Below are 16,070 nucleotides of genomic sequence, written 5' to 3' on the forward strand. Positions count from 1 at the left end.
ATCGAGAATGAATTTGGTTTAGAATAGCAACCTGTTCTAATTTGATAACTTATTGAGACCTTTAATGGCTGCTTTTAACGTCGAAAAGATTACTCACGTCCACCATTGGAATGACACATTATTCTCTTTTAAAACGACTCGTGATACTGCATTACGTTTTAAAAACGGTCAGTTTGTGATGATCGGCCTTGAGGTCAATGGCAAGCCTTTAATGCGTGCATATTCAATTGCAAGTGCAAACTATGAAGAAGAACTGGAATTCTTCTCGATTAAAGTTCCAGATGGTCCACTTACTTCTATTCTACAAAAAGTAAAAGTTGGTGATGAGATTTTAGTGTCTCGCAAGCCAACAGGCACACTGGTTCTGGATGACTTGAATCCTGGTAAAAACCTGTACCTGCTTTCTTCTGGTACTGGTCTTGCCCCTTTCCTTTCTGTGATTCGTGATCCGGAAACTTATGAACGTTTTGAAAAAATTATCGTTGTTCACGGTACGCGTTTCATTTCAGAACTGGCTTATCAAGATTTGATTCTGAACGAAATTCCAAACCACGAATTCTTTGGTGAGTTGGGTGCGAAAGAGAAACTAGTTTACTACCCAACGGTAACTCGTGAAGATTTCCATACTCAAGGTCGTGTAACGACTGCAATTGAATCTGGTCAATTGTTCGAGAAAATCGGTCTGCCACGTTTCAACCCTGAAACTGACCGCGCAATGCTATGCGGTAGTCCAGCATTCCTTGATGACGTTGCTGCCCTTCTTGACCAACACGGTCTGAAAGAATCTCCACGTATGGGTGTTCTAGGCGATTACGTGATTGAACGTGCATTCGTTGAAAAATAAGATTCCTTGAATCTAAAAAACCGGGCGTTTATGCCCGGTTTTTTTATTTAGCATTAATTTTTATCATGCAGTTGTACGACGTTCTTGTAATGCCTGCTTCACCACCTGATACCCTGCAGTTAATCCCAGACTAGCCATAATCATGGCTACAATCATATCGGGCCATAAACTGCCGGTTCCAAATACGCCAATGGCCGCAAATATGACTGCTACGTTGCCAATTGCATCATTTCGGCTACACAGCCACACAGACTTCATGTTTGAATCTCCATCGCGGAAAGCATAAAGAATTACAGCCGTAATCACATTGGCCAGTAAAGCGATTGCTCCGATAATCCCCATCGTGATGGCTTCAGGAGGAATACCGAGCAGGTAGGCATAGATAACTTTCCCCATCACCACCAGACCAAAGACTGCCATGGTCAGGCCCTTAATTAAGGCTACAGTGGCTCGCCAGTACAGGCTTGCACCTAATACAGCCAGTGAAATCCCATAATTCACTGCATCCCCAAAGAAATCTAGCGAGTCGGCCCATAAAGCTGAAGAATGAGCATAGGCTCCACCGACCAGCTCTACCAGAAACATGCTGAGGTTAATCCATAAGGCAATCCATAAAGCCATTCTAAACTTGCTGTTTGGCTTGATGGGTGCCGGTTCATGACTACAGCTACAGACCATATTATTCTCCGATGTATTTTTATACGAAATACGATACAGTGATTAGAAACTATGGAGTAACTCCAAGGTCAAGCCCGAGGTGTATATGTCTTTGTATCTGATTTCACAGATCGCCAAAAAGTCACATTTAAGTACAGACACAGTGCGTTTTTATGAGAAAAAAGGATTGATTAAGCCGAATTTTCGAGCAAATAATCAGTATCGTTATTTTGATAATGAAGCGCTTAAAAGGCTGATTTTTATCAAGCGCTGTCGTGACCTGGATATGTCCTTAAAGGAAATTGAGACCTTGATCGAACTGGAGCAAAATCCCGAGCAGAACTGTACAGTAGTCAACAATATCATTGACCAGCATCTACAGAATATTACCATTAAAATGAAAGAATTAGCAGCTTTTAAAACTCAGCTTTCCGAGCTAAGAAATAGCTGTAATACGCCGACTACGATTAACCATTGTCAGATCCTGAAAACCTTGGAACGGTCTGAAATTGAAGGTCAATAAACTGCCTATTATTTCAGTTTTACCTATTAGATAATGTTGAAAATATCAACAAAAACCATGATTTCCGAGTGATTTACTTGGTTGAATCTTGTTTTTAGATGAATAAAATAAAAGCCGTACTTTTTATATGTCTTTCGATTTGATCATGAGTATAACCCCTGTTACTGAACTTCTCTCACCTGCTGGCTCACTGAAAAACATGCGCTATGCTTTTGCTTATGGTGCAGATGCAGTCTATGCCGGCCAGCCGCGTTATAGCCTGCGTGTTCGTAATAATGAATTTGATCATGACAATCTGGCCATAGGTATTAAAGAAGCACATGATCTTGGCAAAAAATTCTATGTGGTGGTGAATATCCAGCCACATAACTCCAAGCTGAAAAACTTTATCCGTGATCTTGAACCTGTAGTGGCGATGCAACCGGATGCACTGATCATGTCTGATCCAGGCCTGATCATGCTGGTCCGTGAACATTTTCCACATATGGACATTCACCTGTCTGTACAAGCCAATGCGGTAAACTGGGCAACAGTAAAATTCTGGAAGAATATGGGACTTACTCGCGTGATTTTGTCACGTGAGCTGTCGATTGAAGAAATTGAAGAAATCAAACAGCAAGTACCAGATATGGAGATTGAAGTCTTCGTGCATGGTGCGCTGTGCATGGCCTACTCCGGGCGCTGCATGCTGTCTGGTTATATGAATAGACGTGATGCCAACCAAGGTGCCTGCACTAATGCCTGTCGCTGGGAATACAAAGTTTTGGATGCCAAAGAAGATGTCACAGGTGATGTGATTCCAGTGAAAAGTCTGGATTCAGGCTGCTGCTCCAAAGATATGGATGAAAGCCATAAAGTAGCGCAACACCAGTTTGACGAGCCGGTTCTACTGCAGCGTAACGATGAAGATATGTTTGCAGCTGAAGAAGATGAACATGGCACCTATTTCATGAATTCCAAAGACCTTCGTGCAGTTCAGCATGTAGAACGCCTGACCAAAGTCGGTGTGCATTCACTGAAAATTGAAGGTCGGACGAAATCTTATTTCTACTGCGCGCGCACCGCACAGATCTATCGTAAAGCTATTGATGATGCACTGGCTGGTAAACCATTTGATCCATCTTTAATGACTCAGTTAGAAGGTCTGGCAAACCGTGGTTATACCGAAGGTTTCCTGCGCCGCCATGTACATAGTGAATATCAGAACTATGAAAATGGTTCTTCCAGTTTTGATCATCAAATTTTCTGTGGTGAAGTGCTGGAACGCAATGGTGATTACATCAAGATTGATGTGAAAAACCGCTTTGTAGTCGGCGATTCACTGGAACTGATGACCACAAAGGGCAACATTACTTTTACTTTGACTGAAATCAAAGACCGTAAAGGCAATCAGATTGAAGATGCCAAAGGTTCAGGTCATATCGTCGAAATTCCGATTCCAGCAGATGTGGATATGAGTTATGCCCTGCTGATCCGTAACTTACCGACATCGACTGCTGATATTTCCGCATCTTCACTCGCTTATCAGGCAGGCTAAAATGGCACTCTTGATCACAGATAAATGCATCAACTGCGACATGTGTCTGCCTGAGTGTCCGAATGATGCCATTTATGAAGGCGACAAGATCTACGAAATTGATGTCAATCGCTGTACGGAATGTGTCGGTTTTTATGATCATCAAACCTGCGTATCTGTGTGTCCAATTGAGTGCATTGTGCCTCATCCGGAACATGTGGAGACAAAAGAACAATTGATGGAGAAATTTAAGGGACTGAATTTATTCAGCTCTTAAATAAAACTAAAAGGTGGCATGTTTTATGCTCATCAAAAGCACAACCTTGGGGAAGGCATAATAATAATTAAAAACAAAAACAGCGCAGAGGAAAAGAACAGCCAGAAGCAATTGGGGATGCTTTTGGCTGATCTAAAATAAAGGAACGCAAATATAAAAAAAGGAACTCTGGTGTTAGCGTCCGGAGTTCCTGTAAAAAGGAAATAAGAAAGAGAGTCGATTGATGTTCTAGCACCTGGGTTTTGGGGAACCCAGGTGCTTTCCTTTATTACTGACCCGAACGAATGATGTAATCAAATGCAGATAGGGATGCTTTCGCGCCTTCACCCGTTGCAATGATGATCTGCTTGTAAGGTACTGTGGTACAGTCACCGGCAGCAAATACACCTTTCACATTGGTTTCGTTGCGGTCATTGATGACGATCTCGCCACGGTTGGAAAGTTCAACAGCAGTTTCTTTTAAGAAATCCGTGTTTGGTAACAAACCGATCTGTACAAAGATCCCTGCCAGTTCAACCGTATGTTCTTCATCAGTCGCGCGGTCTTTGTATTTAAGAGCCGTCACCTGTGAACCATCACCAACCACTTCTGTTGATAACGCATTCTTGATCACCGTGGTATTTGGCAAGCTGTTCAATTTGTCCTGCAGTACCTGATCCGCACGTAGCTTGGTATCAAATTCCACCAGGGTGACATGCTCAACAATACCAGCAAGGTCGATTGCAGCTTCTACACCCGAGTTACCACCACCAATCACCGCAACACGTTTGCCTTTGAATAGTGGGCCGTCACAGTGTGGACAGTACGCAACACCACGGGTTTTATATTCCTGCTCACCTGGAACATTCATCTCTCTCCAGCGTGCTCCAGTCGACAGAATCACGGTTTTTGATTCAAGTTTGGCACCATTTTCCAAGGTCACTTCAACCAGACCGTTGGCAGTTTCATCCGCACCTTTGATGTCAGATACACGTTGCAGGTTCATGATGTCGACACCGTATTCACGGACGTGTGCTTCCATCTCGGCAGCAAACTTAGGACCTTGAGTCTTTTGCACTGATGTGAAGTTCTCAATATCCATGGTATCCATGACCTGACCGCCCATGCGTTCAGCCACGATCCCGGTACGGATGCCTTTACGTGCTGCATAGATGGCAGAGGTATTCCCCGCAGGACCACCACCGACAATCAGTACATCAAATGCTTCTTTGGCATTCAGCTTTTCCGCATCTTTGGCAGCAGAGTCGGTATCCAGTTTCGCCACGATTTCTTCCAAAGTCATACGACCCTGACCGATGTGTTCATTGTCCTGGAACACCATTGGTACCGCCATGATTTTACGTTCTTCCACTTCTTCCTGGAAGAAAGCACCATCGATCATGGTTGCTGTTGTGCCTGGATTATAGATCGCAATCAGGTTGAGTGCCTGAACCACATCCGGACAGTTATGACAGCTTAAAGAGACAAACACATCAAAGTCAGACTTGATTCCTAGACCTTTGATCGACTCAAGAACTTCATTCGATACTTTCGGTGCATAACCCGAAGTTTGCAGCAATGCCAGAATCAGCGAAGTGAACTCATGACCCATTGGCAGACCTGCGAAGTACACACGTGGTTCTTCACCGGCTTTTGCCACACCAAAGCTTGGTGCACGTTTGTTGGTACCATCAAAACGGGCAGTCACCAAATCAGACAGTGCAGCGATTTCCTCTACAAGTTCTTTGATTTTTGCAGATTTATCCGAAGCATCTATCGTTGCAACCAGTTCGATTGGACCTTCAAGGCGTTCTAAAAGGGTTTTTAACTGAGCTGTTGTATTTTGATCTAACATAGCTAACGTCTCCAAAGGAGTAAATATTTATTCGATGAAAGAATAATAGGATAAATCAAAATACAGGTAAAACAGTTTGTTTTTATACAAATGATCGTTTTTTTAGATTATTGAGCTATTTTCAATATAATTTCAATAAATTGACGTATCGCTATTTCATTAAATAGCTTTGTTTCACCCACTTCGCGCAACAAAGATAAATCCATGAAAAAAGCTCCATGACTGGAGCTTGATCGGTTTAATGCAACCGCTGTTCAATCCGCAATGAACGTTTTTTAATGGCATTGGCCAATGCAAAGAACATCAAACTCATCACCACAGATACAGCCACTATAATACTGATGACCACCTGAACAATATCGGTCAACTGATTGGCTTGTTGTACCTGAGTACTGACCGATTCAGCTGCCGGAGTCATGGTCTTGCCATAGACTTGCTGTTGCATGGTCCACAACTGCTCCGCCTTGAAACCATATTGCTCAAATTGTCTGTCGCTTTTCTCTGCTTCAATCAGTCGCAGAACATGCGGTCGGGCTGCTGATAAATCGGCTGGTTCATGCAATAAAGCGGTCTGGGCGAGCAAATAAGATTTCACCGGTGCTTTAACATCTTCCGCATCCGTTAAATAACGGGCAATATCACTGTCATTAATATTGCTGTCGTAATACACCGCCTTTTGATATGCATCATCATGATCACCATTCAGGTCATGCTGCCAATAGCTCAGTCCACCCCAGATCAGGATAAAAGCAATCAGCCAGCCTACAAATTTCATCACAAAGGACTGAAAGCGAACATAGAAATAACGGATTTTTTTCAGGAAGTGTACGACAAAGAATGCACCGATGAAGGAAGCAAACAATTTCAAAATCAGCCAGCCAAACCAGCTTAATAGGCTAAAGAAATAGTCTGGACTATCACCAATACTGGCTAAATTGGCATCGACACTGACCGGTAGATGCAATTGCTGCACTTCGGTACTGAGTCCGAAGAACCCATAGACCAGTTCCTGATGTAGAAACAGGCCAATCAAGGATGCAATAGCAACGGTGGTAGTCGTTACACCAAGTAAAGTCAGACGGTTCTGACGCTTTTTTAGTGCAACGACGCCCTGCTCAATCTCGCGAGGATTTACAGCATACTCATCTAATGGTGGCAAACCTGACTCCTCTAATAGATCCGGGGACAGGTCTTAAAGATTATTCCGACCTGTCTGCACTCGATTCGATGACCAGATAATTCAGATTATCTTGCAAAGCTTTTAAACGTGCTGTTGCCTCAGTGCGTTTCTGCATGCCTTCTTTCTGAATCTGAATCACATCATTAACTGTATTAATAAGGGTATTCTGGACATGTTCAAGTGTTTCTATGTCAATGACTGAACGCTGGTTGGCACGAGCCGTGTCGATGGAGTTCTGATGCAACAGATCAGCATTACGGCGCAGTAACTCATTGGTCGCATCATCAATACTGTTGGCAAGTTGAACACTGTTCTTTTGTTCATGCAGAGAAATCGCCAGGCTGATCTGGTTTTTCCAGGCTGGTAAGGTAATATTTTTAATGGCATAGAACTTGTCGACCAGCATCAGATTATTGGACTGAATAATGCGAATCATAGGCAAGGTCTGCATCGCGGATTGCTGTAATACCTGCAAATCACTGATCCGCTTTTCCAGATTATTGGCCAGATGATTCAGATCATAAATTTTCTGCGTGGTGGTCTGATCTTGGGGTAATGCTGTCAGCGCAGCAATATCCTGCTGTAATTCATGTTCACGGATACGCCCTGCCGCAATATGAATACCCAGCTGTTTGTATTCATCCTGCACGCCATCAAACATTTTATCTAAAGTCGATACGCGTGCTTTCAGGCCAGATTGAGAAGTCTCAATTTCTTTGACCAGTACATCAATCTGTTCTTTGGTGGTATTAAAATGGCTATCAAAGTTCTGTTTAGCACCTTTGAACTTGTTAAGCAGATTACCAAAGAAACCTGAGGTTTTGTTTTTACTTAGAATACTGGAGGCATTCAGTTGCTGTGCCACCTGAACCACCTGATTCAGTTTCTGGCCGGTTGTATCTAGGTCTCGGTTCTGAACCAGATTGAGTAGTTCATCAGTATAGGTCGCAGTTTTACTGGCAATATTCTTGCCGTATTCTGCCACGGCATTATGACTCATTTCCTGCAATTCCTTGCGCACTGCCAGTACTTCCTGAAAATCCTCAGGCTGCAAGCCCAATTCCTTCAGGTCCATTTGCTGAAATTTCTGTTCAGCAATTTCATTCTCTTTTTTGACAGGCAGATTCACAGTATCAGGATTGGTCATAGTTCACCTTATCTTGTTATATTTTCGAGGGTTTCTCGAGCGATTTTCTTAACGTTTTAATTAGCTTTTCCCGACTATTATCAAGTTTTTCCAGATCACTTGTCGAGTGTTTACTGTTGCTTTGTTTGACATGATATTGCCAGGCAGGAATCAGTACCTGCTGTGCTTCCTTAAACCGGTCCAGCAGGCTAAAGGAAAGCTGTTGAGACAGCTGCATCTGAGTAATGGCAATATCATTACTGGCTTGCAGGGTTTTTAAAGTATGAATTTTCTTGGATAGACGTTCTGAGAAATTATCCAGTGGATGCTGGTTTTTTACAAACTGCGGATATTCCCGCAGGAATTCTTCTGCAGCCAGAATATATTTGGCCATCTGTTCACGTAACCCGGTCAGCTGTTGAAAACGTGACTGGGATTTCTGAATTTCAATCTGTAGTTTACGGCTGAGATGACTGGCCTGATCCAGCAAGCGATCCAGATTTTTATAATACTCAACCTGACTGGAGCCATAATCCAGATCAATTCCCAGCCATTTTTGCAAGGCATTGAACTTACGCTGCTTCAGATATTTCCTGGAATCTGCCAGCGCCTGAATAATCTTCTCAATGGTCTGACTGAGCTGTTGCGTGAGTTGTGGATCAACCCCATTTAAAAGGACTGCCTGGGCCTGAATCAGCTGATCGGCATAGTGATTCAACCTGTACTGATCGCTGAGCAAAGGGACAAGCTCATTACGCTTGATGCTTAAAATCTCACTCGGATCTGCTGCAATATCCTGGATCGGGATCAAAACATCTATTTGTGACATAACCCTTTAAACTCAGTTGAACCGATTTTTATAGTACGTGTTTTACTTCAACATAACATGTAGCATTTTGCAAAGGAATGCCTTTAAGTCATAGAATTTTTCATATTAATTTGAAGATATTGTTGGATTTAAGCTTGAGTTATCTTAATAGAATTACAAAACATCAAAACCAAATAGAAAAACCCCTTGATATGGGGCTTTTCTATTATGCAAGAGATCAGAACGACTTTATAAATAGTCCCCTTCACGTTCTGGCTGATACAACACCTTTTCTATTTTGACTTTCATTATTTCACCGTCCGGTTGCGGCCATTCAATCGTTTGCCCTTCAGCCAACCCGAGAATCGCGGCACCAACAGGCGCTACAATATTCAGCTGTCCTGGCTCGCCCTTAAATTCATGCGGATAGACCAGCATAATCTCTTTGGTCTGATTAGCAATGGTGACCAAGGCGCGTGCATGCATGGTAACTATATTGGCAGGAATATCTTGGGGTTTAACCACCTCTGCCCGTGCCAGCTCATCCTCTAGCTGCTGCATGGTTGGAGTCAGTTTGGGTTGATTCTCAAGCATAGTCTCCAGACGGTTTAGATCCTGTTCCGACAAAATAAGCTTGGTTTTTTGCATGCACTCTCTCCTGATCGGGCAATTCAATGAATCTTCATAAATAGATTAAAATTAAATTCTTGATTTAAAAAATATTTGCAATATATTTAAAACTATAACAACGAAATAAAAAGAAGAATAAGATGGCGGTTGCACAATCTACCTCAACATACAGTATCACGGATTTCATGCAAGGTCTGCGTGTTCAGCTGCATCATCCGGATTCTGAACGTACCTTTTATGTCAGTCAGACATTACAGACGATTAACTTTGATAATACTCCAGAAAGTTTGCATCGTCTTGGTCAGTTTTTTCAGGCATTTAAGAAACATTTAGGAACTTTGGCAAGTGACTTTCACAAGACCGTTCAAAAACTGAATACTGTACTCTTGATCACCAGTCAGGTCGGCTATTTTATCAGTTCTGAATTGGGCTGTAGCGAACATTGGCTGAGTCTTGAAGAACTCAAAATGATGTCTTTAACGCCAGGTACCGAATTTGCCAGTTCGCAATATTATTATGGCATTGAGCTTCATGGACAGATCATGTTTCCAATGGATTATGTACTCAAGCATTTTTCAAATATGGAAACGGAGACCAGTATCAGTGAAGACGTTCAGCGCTTTATTTTTAATTACCGATATTAGCAAGCCATAGATCAATATGATTACTCTACAGTATTCCGGCTTTAAAGAACGATTTGTTAAAGCAGAATTCCTGATTTTCCTGATAACGATTGATGGTTAAGTTACTAAGCTATTTCATGTATTGAATTGAAAATTCAAGGATAAAAAAAACTCCCATATCGGGAGCTTTTTTCTGCTTCAGCTAAAATTATTTAGCATATACAGGGAATTTTGCACATACAGCTGCAACTTTTTCTTTAACCGCAGCGATCACAGCTTCGTCACCTTTGCTGTCCAGGATGTCAGCGATCCAGCCAGCAAGTTCACGTACTTCTGCTTCACCAAAACCACGCGTAGTTACTGCTGGTGTACCAATACGGATACCAGAAGTTACGAATGGAGAACGTGGGTCATTTGGTACAGAGTTTTTGTTCACAGTGATGTGAGCAGCACCTAACCAAGCATCAGCGTCTTTACCTGTGATATCGCCTTGTTTGATTAAAGACAACAAGAACAGGTGGTTTTTCGTACCACCAGAAACAACGTCATAACCGCGTTCGATTAGAACTTCAGCCATTGCTTGCGCGTTTTTCACAACTTGTTGTTGGTAAGCTTTGTATTCAGGCGCCATTGCTTCTTTAAAGCAAATCGCTTTAGCCGCTACTGCGTGAACTAAAGGACCACCTTGGTTACCTGGGAATACAGCTGATTGAAGTTTTTTCTCAATCTCTTCGTTTGCTTTCGCAAGGATCAGACCAGAACGTGGACCACGAAGTGTTTTGTGAGTCGTTGTCGTTGTTACGTCAGCAATTTGAACTGGGCTTGGGTAAACACCAGCAGCAACCAGACCAGCTACGTGAGCCATATCAACAAACAGGTAAGCGCCAACTTTGTCCGCGATTTCACGGAAACGCTGCCAATCAACGATTTGGCTGTACGCAGAGAAACCAGCCACGATCATACGTGGTTTGTGTTCTACAGCTAAACGTTCCACTTCTTCGTAATCGATCTCACCAGTTTCCGGGTTTAGACCGTATTGAATCGCGTTATAAGTTTTACCAGAGAAGCTTACTTTCGCACCGTGAGTCAAGTGACCACCGTGAGCCAGGCTCATACCCAATACTGTGTCGCCTGGGTTAAGAAGCGCCAGGTAAACTGCAGAGTTTGCCTGAGAACCAGCATGTGGCTGAACGTTAGCGTAATCAGCACCAAAAAGCTCTTTAGCACGGTCAATGGCCAATTGTTCAATGACATCTACATATTCACAACCGCCATAGTAGCGTTTGCCTGGGTAGCCTTCTGCATATTTGTTAGTGAGTTTTGATCCTTGAGCTTCCATTACTGCTGGAGAGCAATAGTTTTCAGAAGCGATCAACTCGATGTGCGCTTCTTGGCGAGCATCTTCGTTAGAGATTGCTTGAGCGATTTCTGGATCAAATTCAGCAATAGAGATATTGGCAAACATTAGCGAGGTCCTATTAAATTAGGGCTTTTAAGCCGTGCTAAGATTGGCGCGTATTGTAGCATGAACTTTGACATTTTCGACTAGGAACTTTACCCAGTTTTCCATAAATTTAATTCATTTCTTCGGAAAATTGCGCCAAATACAGTAAAATCAAATTATTGAATTGTTTGTGAACATTTTAGTTACTTTAACTTTATAATATACATAGTATGTTTTTTAGTTGATGAATGCTGTCTACGCTTTATTTCTTCCTAGACTAAGCTCCTTTTTTTTGAGTTTAGGAAACGATCAGTTGTATAAAAAATTATAGATAAATACCTAAAATAAATTGTTTTTCTTAAAGATAGTCTTAGAACTCCGAATACCATTTAACAATAGCTTTTCTCTCAGCGTACTGAATGCTCCAGAATCGCCAAACTCTTTATTCACACCACTTTTTAAATGTTTGGAATAAATTTAATCTGTGTTTGCTATTCCTACTAAGCAGCAAAGCAGTATTTCACCTAAAGCTATTCCCTTTTATTATTTATATGACCATCCCTCTGTCGTATTAAAAAAAATCGGGTTAAAACTGTCAGAAAAATCAAAAAAGATGGTTTGATCTTCATTTTTGCATAATAAATTATAATTCTTGGACTTGTAGTCAATCTTTTCCGTCCTTTATAGTTCATATTAACTGTCTTTCTTCTCTTATCTGGTACACGTCCATGCAGGCCATCATTCTCGACACTGAAACCCATACACTAAACGGTCAGCCGATTGAAATTGCGTATGCGCCTGTAGATATCCTGGATCATAAAATCAGCCTGGATAAAAGCCGACTGTTTGACCAGCTCTATCGCTGTGATGAGCCGATTTCTTTTGCAGCCATGGCTGTGCATCATATTCTGGAATCAGATCTGGAAGGACAGCCACATTACAGCAGCTTTGAACTTCCGCAAGAAACTACTTATATCATTGGTCATAATATTGATTATGATATTCGCGCCTTAGAAAAATGCGATGTAGATTCATCCAATATTAAAGCTATTTGCACACTCGCTTTGGCTCGTCGCGTATGGCCAGATGCTGAAGCACACAATATCTCTGCCCTGATCTATATGATCACGCGAGGCAGCGACCGTGCCCGTGAAATGATCCGTAAAGCGCATCGTGCAGATATGGATATTATTCTGACAGCGAATATCCTGATGCATATTGTGCATCACCTGAAAATCAGCAGTATTGAAGAACTTTATGAAGCTTCTGAAGATGCGCGTATTCCACGTACCATCAATTTTGGTAAGCACCGTGGTACAGCGATTGCCGAACTGCCTGCTGACTATGTTCAATGGCTGCTTCGTCAGGAAGATCTGGATCCTTATCTACGTAAAGCATTGGAAAATACGGCGATTGTCAACTTGTAATGGCATAGAACAGTCCCAGTTTTTTTATATATTCTTCATATTATTGTAATTTTCAAAGATTATGCTCAACCTTAATTTTTAGTGCTGACAGGTTAAGGTATGCTGCATTTTCAGAAGACTCAACGTGGTATCAATGTGCTGCAGGATCGGTCATTGACTCTGACAGCACGCCAACGTCAATTACTGGTATTAATTGGTAGTGAAGATTTTGACTTATTAAATGAAAGCTTCAGAAAGCACCTCGCTCGTCCTGAATTATTAGATCAATTGTGTGAAATGGGTTTAATTATTCCAACTGCAGTTGCGCCATCTAACCATGAAAATCAGACAGATGTACAAGCAGATCACAAAATTGATTTAGCCCACACTGAAATTCATCGCCCGCTAAATTCCACACCGTCTCCATCAATGAATCAAAAAATTTTCAATACGATTGAGCCTGTTGCAGTTCATCAGGAATTATCCAGTATTGAAGCTGTGCCAGAGCCCTCTAAAAATCTAAATGAATCAACCACTATTCATCCACCTGCCCTTGAAGCACTTTCTTTTACAGACCTTAAAGAGATGATGGTAGTAACACTGCAAAAATATTGCGGATTATTAGCGAAACAGCAAATCCATAATATTTTACAGGCACAGGATTTATCCAGCTTAAAACTCTGTCAGATCCAATGGCTGACGTCATTACAAGAAAGTCGCATTCATCCACACGAGTTGCATCAGAAGCTGCAGCAAATTAATTTTAGCTATGAAAAAATCCAGCAAAATTCTGAGTGAAAATTTAGTCTTTTAAACTCTTAAATGATTGTTTTATTTACTTAAAGAGTACTTAATTTTAATATTATGTTATTCATTATATTCAATATTTTAATCTACCAACCTTGAGCCATAGAAAGTTTCCGACTTAAGCAGAATAGCAAAAAACATCAAGAGACCGCCATATACAGTCTATTTCAATCAGTTTTGGTTCTGTAGATGCAATATTATTTAGAATTTGATGCCTTTGATAATCCCATGCAACTGAGCAAGGTGGGAAACTGGGTTATTACTTTTATCAGTGCTGCCGATGAACTAGAACATATTCAGTTGGCAATCACTTATGTATTGCCACGCCAGATCAGTGATGCGCTGCAACCACGTCGCATACTGATTGAAAAAACTGCCTATGAACATCAATGGTTGATTCAGACGATTGAATGCTTTGACAGCCAGACCAACCAGGAAGTACAAATTGCAGCTTCAGATGCACTGGGACAACAAACGCTTCAGCAGATCCTGGAAGAATTTGGTCGTTATGATGTAAATGTCATCCTGAAAAGTTTTTAAATTTAAGCTTATATTCACAAGTGATTAACTAGATGCTTGAACTATCTCCTATTCAGGCATCTAGTTAAAAATCGCGTTAAGCTAGGTGCATAATAACAACTAAGAATAGAATCTAAATTATGCGATATGCTCATCAACATAACACTCAAGCCCTAGCCCTATTTCAGCTTTATCCTAGCATAGATCAATGCCTGAATGCTTTTAATTTAAAGTCTCAAAATCGTCAGCTCAGGCTTCAACCCGATCCTCTGTCTAAAGAATATGTTCTTGTACAGAAACATGACCTAGGGCAGGTACTCCAACAAATCCGTATAAATAGTCGCGAAGTATCCGATCCTCATCCCTTAGTCCGTTATCATCTGCTGGCATTTATTTTTAATCAGCTCGTCTGAAAATATGATTTAAAAAAATAGCTCATCCTTAGATGAGCTATCGCTTTTATATTTCTACTTTAAAAAATCAGTCCCTATTTGGGATTTAAAATACGGTAAATACAGTCGGTATGTTCACTAGCAAATAGCAGTTCAATCGTTGGTCGGATAATTTCGTCATCCACCACGATATATTCGACTTGTTGGTCTAAGCGTTGGGATGAATCACTATGCTGGGCACCAGCACGCAATAATGCTTTTACATCAAGGATTTTTCCATACTGATTTTTTACTTGCACATCAATCATGTCTTCTGTCATTGCGGTGCCCTCCCTTTAAATTGGATTTATTAATTTTAGTCGTCTGAATTCTTATAACATACTTATTTAAAAGGCTTCCAAATGAAAATGTAAGATTTTTTAGCAAGATATTTTTTTGGTATGGGATGTAATGCCGAATCAGCTGAATAGTCTGATATTTATGTGTATTCTGCAAATAAAATTAAACAGTATTAAAAATTTAGCCTGGCATTAAAAAGCCCGCATCGCTGCGGGCTCTGTGTTGGATGGCTAGTGCTAGATTTATTGCCTGAACCAAAGTTCGAGCTCAACTAACTGTCATTGATCCGTCCAACTTATTGGTAGCGTCGCATGGTTTTTTGACCTACCGTAAGCTTAATATAGGCTACACCTAATGTCGGTGCAAGCCTTGATTACATTTCTAAAAGTAGATTCATACAATTTTTGCATTGTGATTTTTTTTAAATCCGCTAGGCTTGCAGACTTCCGAATTTATTCATTTCAGCGCAAAATACGCTGTTTCTTCTATTCGATGCTCAGTCATGATCTGGCAACTTATTCTCAGTGATCTGTATCGCTATTGCGGTAATACTTCAGCAAAATCTCTCATTAAAAATTATCTGTTTAACCGCGGCTTTAATTTCAGCTTCTGGTTGCGCCTGGCTTCTGCCCAATCATTTATTGCGAAATTGGCCTACCCTATTTTTTATTATAAGAAAAAGAAATACGGCATCGACATTCATTGCAGCACAAAAATCGGTTATGGATTATATATCGGCCATGGTGGACCTTTGGTGGTCAACCCCACTACAGTCATTGGCAATAATGTGAATCTGTCGCAATTTACGACCATTGGTGCCAATGGTGGCAAACAGGCCGCCTATATCGGAGATAATGTTTATATTGGACCGAATGTCTGCATTATTGATGATGTCAAAATTGGCAACAATGCCACGATCGGTGCAGGTAGTGTGGTCACCAAAGATATTCCTGAAAATGCTACCGCTGTGGGGAATTATGCCAAAGTCATTCATTACAACAATGCAGGTAATTCGGTAAACCGCCGCTGGCCGCTTGCTGAAACATAAACGAGTCTTTCTAAAATTAAAAATAGACAAATGTCGATATCATCCGATTAATGCAAAATATAAGTCTCAAATAAAAACTCCCTCTATTGAGGGAGTT

General features: G+C 41.2%; 17 protein-coding genes. 9 read left to right on the top strand and 8 right to left on the bottom strand.

Annotation, left to right across the window (positions count from 1 at the left end):
- Nucleotides 1–64 precede the first annotated feature (64 nt).
- Nucleotides 65–844, top strand: a complete 780-nt coding sequence (locus IHE35_RS09325; protein ID WP_242787134.1) for a ferredoxin--NADP reductase — start codon at nt 65–67, stop codon at nt 842–844.
- A 63-nt stretch (nt 845–907) separates the two neighbouring features.
- On the opposite strand, the gene IHE35_RS09330 is transcribed toward IHE35_RS09325, so the two are convergent.
- On the bottom strand, nt 908–1,522 hold the full coding sequence (locus IHE35_RS09330; protein ID WP_242787135.1) for a cation transporter: 615 nt from the start codon (nt 1,520–1,522) through the stop codon (nt 908–910).
- 85 nt (nt 1,523–1,607) lie between these two features.
- Here IHE35_RS09330 and IHE35_RS09335 point away from each other — a divergent pair, with 85 nt between their 5' ends.
- The 3 genes from IHE35_RS09335 (at nt 1,608) to IHE35_RS09345 (ending at nt 3,817) form a co-directional block, all read left to right on the top strand.
- Complete coding sequence (locus tag IHE35_RS09335; RefSeq protein ID WP_242787136.1) at nt 1,608–2,024, top strand: Cd(II)/Pb(II)-responsive transcriptional regulator; 417 nt, start codon at nt 1,608–1,610, stop codon at nt 2,022–2,024.
- Nucleotides 2,025–2,151: 127 nt separating this feature from the next.
- A complete protein-coding gene (gene yegQ, locus IHE35_RS09340; RefSeq protein ID WP_242787137.1) occupies nt 2,152–3,561 on the top strand; it encodes a tRNA 5-hydroxyuridine modification protein YegQ in 1,410 nt (469 codons plus the stop codon).
- 1 nt (nt 3,562) lies between these two features.
- Nucleotides 3,563–3,817, top strand: a complete 255-nt coding sequence (locus IHE35_RS09345) for a YfhL family 4Fe-4S dicluster ferredoxin (protein ID WP_242787138.1) — start codon at nt 3,563–3,565, stop codon at nt 3,815–3,817.
- 268 nt (nt 3,818–4,085) lie between these two features.
- Here IHE35_RS09345 and ahpF read toward each other — a convergent pair whose 3' ends face one another.
- From ahpF to rnk, 5 genes are all read right to left on the bottom strand, one after another.
- A complete protein-coding gene (gene ahpF / locus IHE35_RS09350) occupies nt 4,086–5,651 on the bottom strand; it encodes an alkyl hydroperoxide reductase subunit F (protein ID WP_242787139.1) in 1,566 nt (521 codons plus the stop codon).
- Between the two features lie 238 nt (nt 5,652–5,889).
- A complete protein-coding gene (locus IHE35_RS09355) occupies nt 5,890–6,810 on the bottom strand; it encodes a hypothetical protein (RefSeq protein ID WP_242787140.1) in 921 nt (306 codons plus the stop codon).
- Nucleotides 6,811–6,850: 40 nt separating this feature from the next.
- Complete coding sequence (locus IHE35_RS09360; protein ID WP_242787141.1) at nt 6,851–7,978, bottom strand: toxic anion resistance protein; 1,128 nt, start codon at nt 7,976–7,978, stop codon at nt 6,851–6,853.
- A gap of 16 nt (nt 7,979–7,994) precedes the next feature.
- Nucleotides 7,995–8,786 carry a tellurium resistance protein gene (locus IHE35_RS09365; protein WP_242787142.1) on the bottom strand — a complete coding sequence of 264 codons (792 nt, stop codon included), beginning with the start codon at nt 8,784–8,786 and terminating at the stop codon, nt 7,995–7,997.
- A gap of 228 nt (nt 8,787–9,014) precedes the next feature.
- A complete protein-coding gene (gene rnk, locus IHE35_RS09370) occupies nt 9,015–9,413 on the bottom strand; it encodes a nucleoside diphosphate kinase regulator (RefSeq protein WP_242787143.1) in 399 nt (132 codons plus the stop codon).
- A gap of 122 nt (nt 9,414–9,535) precedes the next feature.
- Here rnk and IHE35_RS09375 point away from each other — a divergent pair, with 122 nt between their 5' ends.
- A complete protein-coding gene (locus IHE35_RS09375) occupies nt 9,536–10,039 on the top strand; it encodes a hypothetical protein (RefSeq protein ID WP_242787144.1) in 504 nt (167 codons plus the stop codon).
- Nucleotides 10,040–10,226: 187 nt separating this feature from the next.
- Here IHE35_RS09375 and glyA read toward each other — a convergent pair whose 3' ends face one another.
- The gene (gene glyA, locus IHE35_RS09380; RefSeq protein WP_242787145.1) at nt 10,227–11,483 is read right to left on the bottom strand and encodes a serine hydroxymethyltransferase; all 1,257 of its coding nucleotides are present in this window, start codon (nt 11,481–11,483) and stop codon (nt 10,227–10,229) included.
- A gap of 707 nt (nt 11,484–12,190) precedes the next feature.
- Here glyA and IHE35_RS09385 point away from each other — a divergent pair.
- From IHE35_RS09385 to IHE35_RS09395, 3 genes are all read left to right on the top strand, one after another.
- Entirely contained in the window at nt 12,191–12,889 is a 699-nt protein-coding gene (locus IHE35_RS09385; RefSeq protein ID WP_242787146.1) for a 3'-5' exonuclease, read from the top strand.
- 99 nt (nt 12,890–12,988) lie between these two features.
- A complete protein-coding gene (locus IHE35_RS09390) occupies nt 12,989–13,666 on the top strand; it encodes a hypothetical protein (RefSeq protein ID WP_242787147.1) in 678 nt (225 codons plus the stop codon).
- Nucleotides 13,667–13,864: 198 nt separating this feature from the next.
- Nucleotides 13,865–14,215: a hypothetical protein gene (locus IHE35_RS09395; protein ID WP_242787148.1), complete on the top strand. Its 351-nt coding sequence runs from the start codon at nt 13,865–13,867 to the stop codon at nt 14,213–14,215.
- A gap of 466 nt (nt 14,216–14,681) precedes the next feature.
- On the opposite strand, the gene IHE35_RS09400 is transcribed toward IHE35_RS09395, so the two are convergent.
- On the bottom strand, nt 14,682–14,906 hold the full coding sequence (locus tag IHE35_RS09400) for a hypothetical protein (protein WP_242787149.1): 225 nt from the start codon (nt 14,904–14,906) through the stop codon (nt 14,682–14,684).
- Between the two features lie 521 nt (nt 14,907–15,427).
- On the opposite strand from IHE35_RS09400, the gene IHE35_RS09405 reads away from it, so the two are divergent.
- On the top strand, nt 15,428–15,973 hold the full coding sequence (locus tag IHE35_RS09405) for a serine O-acetyltransferase (RefSeq protein ID WP_242787150.1): 546 nt from the start codon (nt 15,428–15,430) through the stop codon (nt 15,971–15,973).
- Nucleotides 15,974–16,070: the final 97 nt, after the last annotated feature.

Origin of the sequence: Acinetobacter sp. ASP199 (assembly GCF_022700675.1) — a bacterium.
In the GTDB taxonomy this organism is placed as follows: domain Bacteria; phylum Pseudomonadota; class Gammaproteobacteria; order Pseudomonadales; family Moraxellaceae; genus Acinetobacter.

Coding starts and splice junctions, on each gene's coding strand:
- IHE35_RS09345 (WP_242787138.1), top strand. CDS start 3,563: ATGGCACTCTTGATCACAGATAAATGCATCAACTGCGACATGTGTCTG.
- yegQ (WP_242787137.1), top strand. CDS start 2,152: ATGTCTTTCGATTTGATCATGAGTATAACCCCTGTTACTGAACTTCTC.
- IHE35_RS09385 (WP_242787146.1), top strand. CDS start 12,191: ATGCAGGCCATCATTCTCGACACTGAAACCCATACACTAAACGGTCAG.
- IHE35_RS09390 (WP_242787147.1), top strand. CDS start 12,989: ATGCTGCATTTTCAGAAGACTCAACGTGGTATCAATGTGCTGCAGGAT.
- IHE35_RS09365 (WP_242787142.1), bottom strand. CDS start 8,786: ATGTCACAAATAGATGTTTTGATCCCGATCCAGGATATTGCAGCAGAT.
- IHE35_RS09405 (WP_242787150.1), top strand. CDS start 15,428: ATGATCTGGCAACTTATTCTCAGTGATCTGTATCGCTATTGCGGTAAT.
- IHE35_RS09395 (WP_242787148.1), top strand. CDS start 13,865: ATGCAATATTATTTAGAATTTGATGCCTTTGATAATCCCATGCAACTG.
- glyA (WP_242787145.1), bottom strand. CDS start 11,483: ATGTTTGCCAATATCTCTATTGCTGAATTTGATCCAGAAATCGCTCAA.
- IHE35_RS09325 (WP_242787134.1), top strand. CDS start 65: ATGGCTGCTTTTAACGTCGAAAAGATTACTCACGTCCACCATTGGAAT.
- IHE35_RS09330 (WP_242787135.1), bottom strand. CDS start 1,522: ATGGTCTGTAGCTGTAGTCATGAACCGGCACCCATCAAGCCAAACAGC.
- IHE35_RS09360 (WP_242787141.1), bottom strand. CDS start 7,978: ATGACCAATCCTGATACTGTGAATCTGCCTGTCAAAAAAGAGAATGAA.
- IHE35_RS09335 (WP_242787136.1), top strand. CDS start 1,608: ATGTCTTTGTATCTGATTTCACAGATCGCCAAAAAGTCACATTTAAGT.
- rnk (WP_242787143.1), bottom strand. CDS start 9,413: ATGCAAAAAACCAAGCTTATTTTGTCGGAACAGGATCTAAACCGTCTG.
- IHE35_RS09375 (WP_242787144.1), top strand. CDS start 9,536: ATGGCGGTTGCACAATCTACCTCAACATACAGTATCACGGATTTCATG.
- IHE35_RS09400 (WP_242787149.1), bottom strand. CDS start 14,906: ATGACAGAAGACATGATTGATGTGCAAGTAAAAAATCAGTATGGAAAA.
- ahpF (WP_242787139.1), bottom strand. CDS start 5,651: ATGTTAGATCAAAATACAACAGCTCAGTTAAAAACCCTTTTAGAACGC.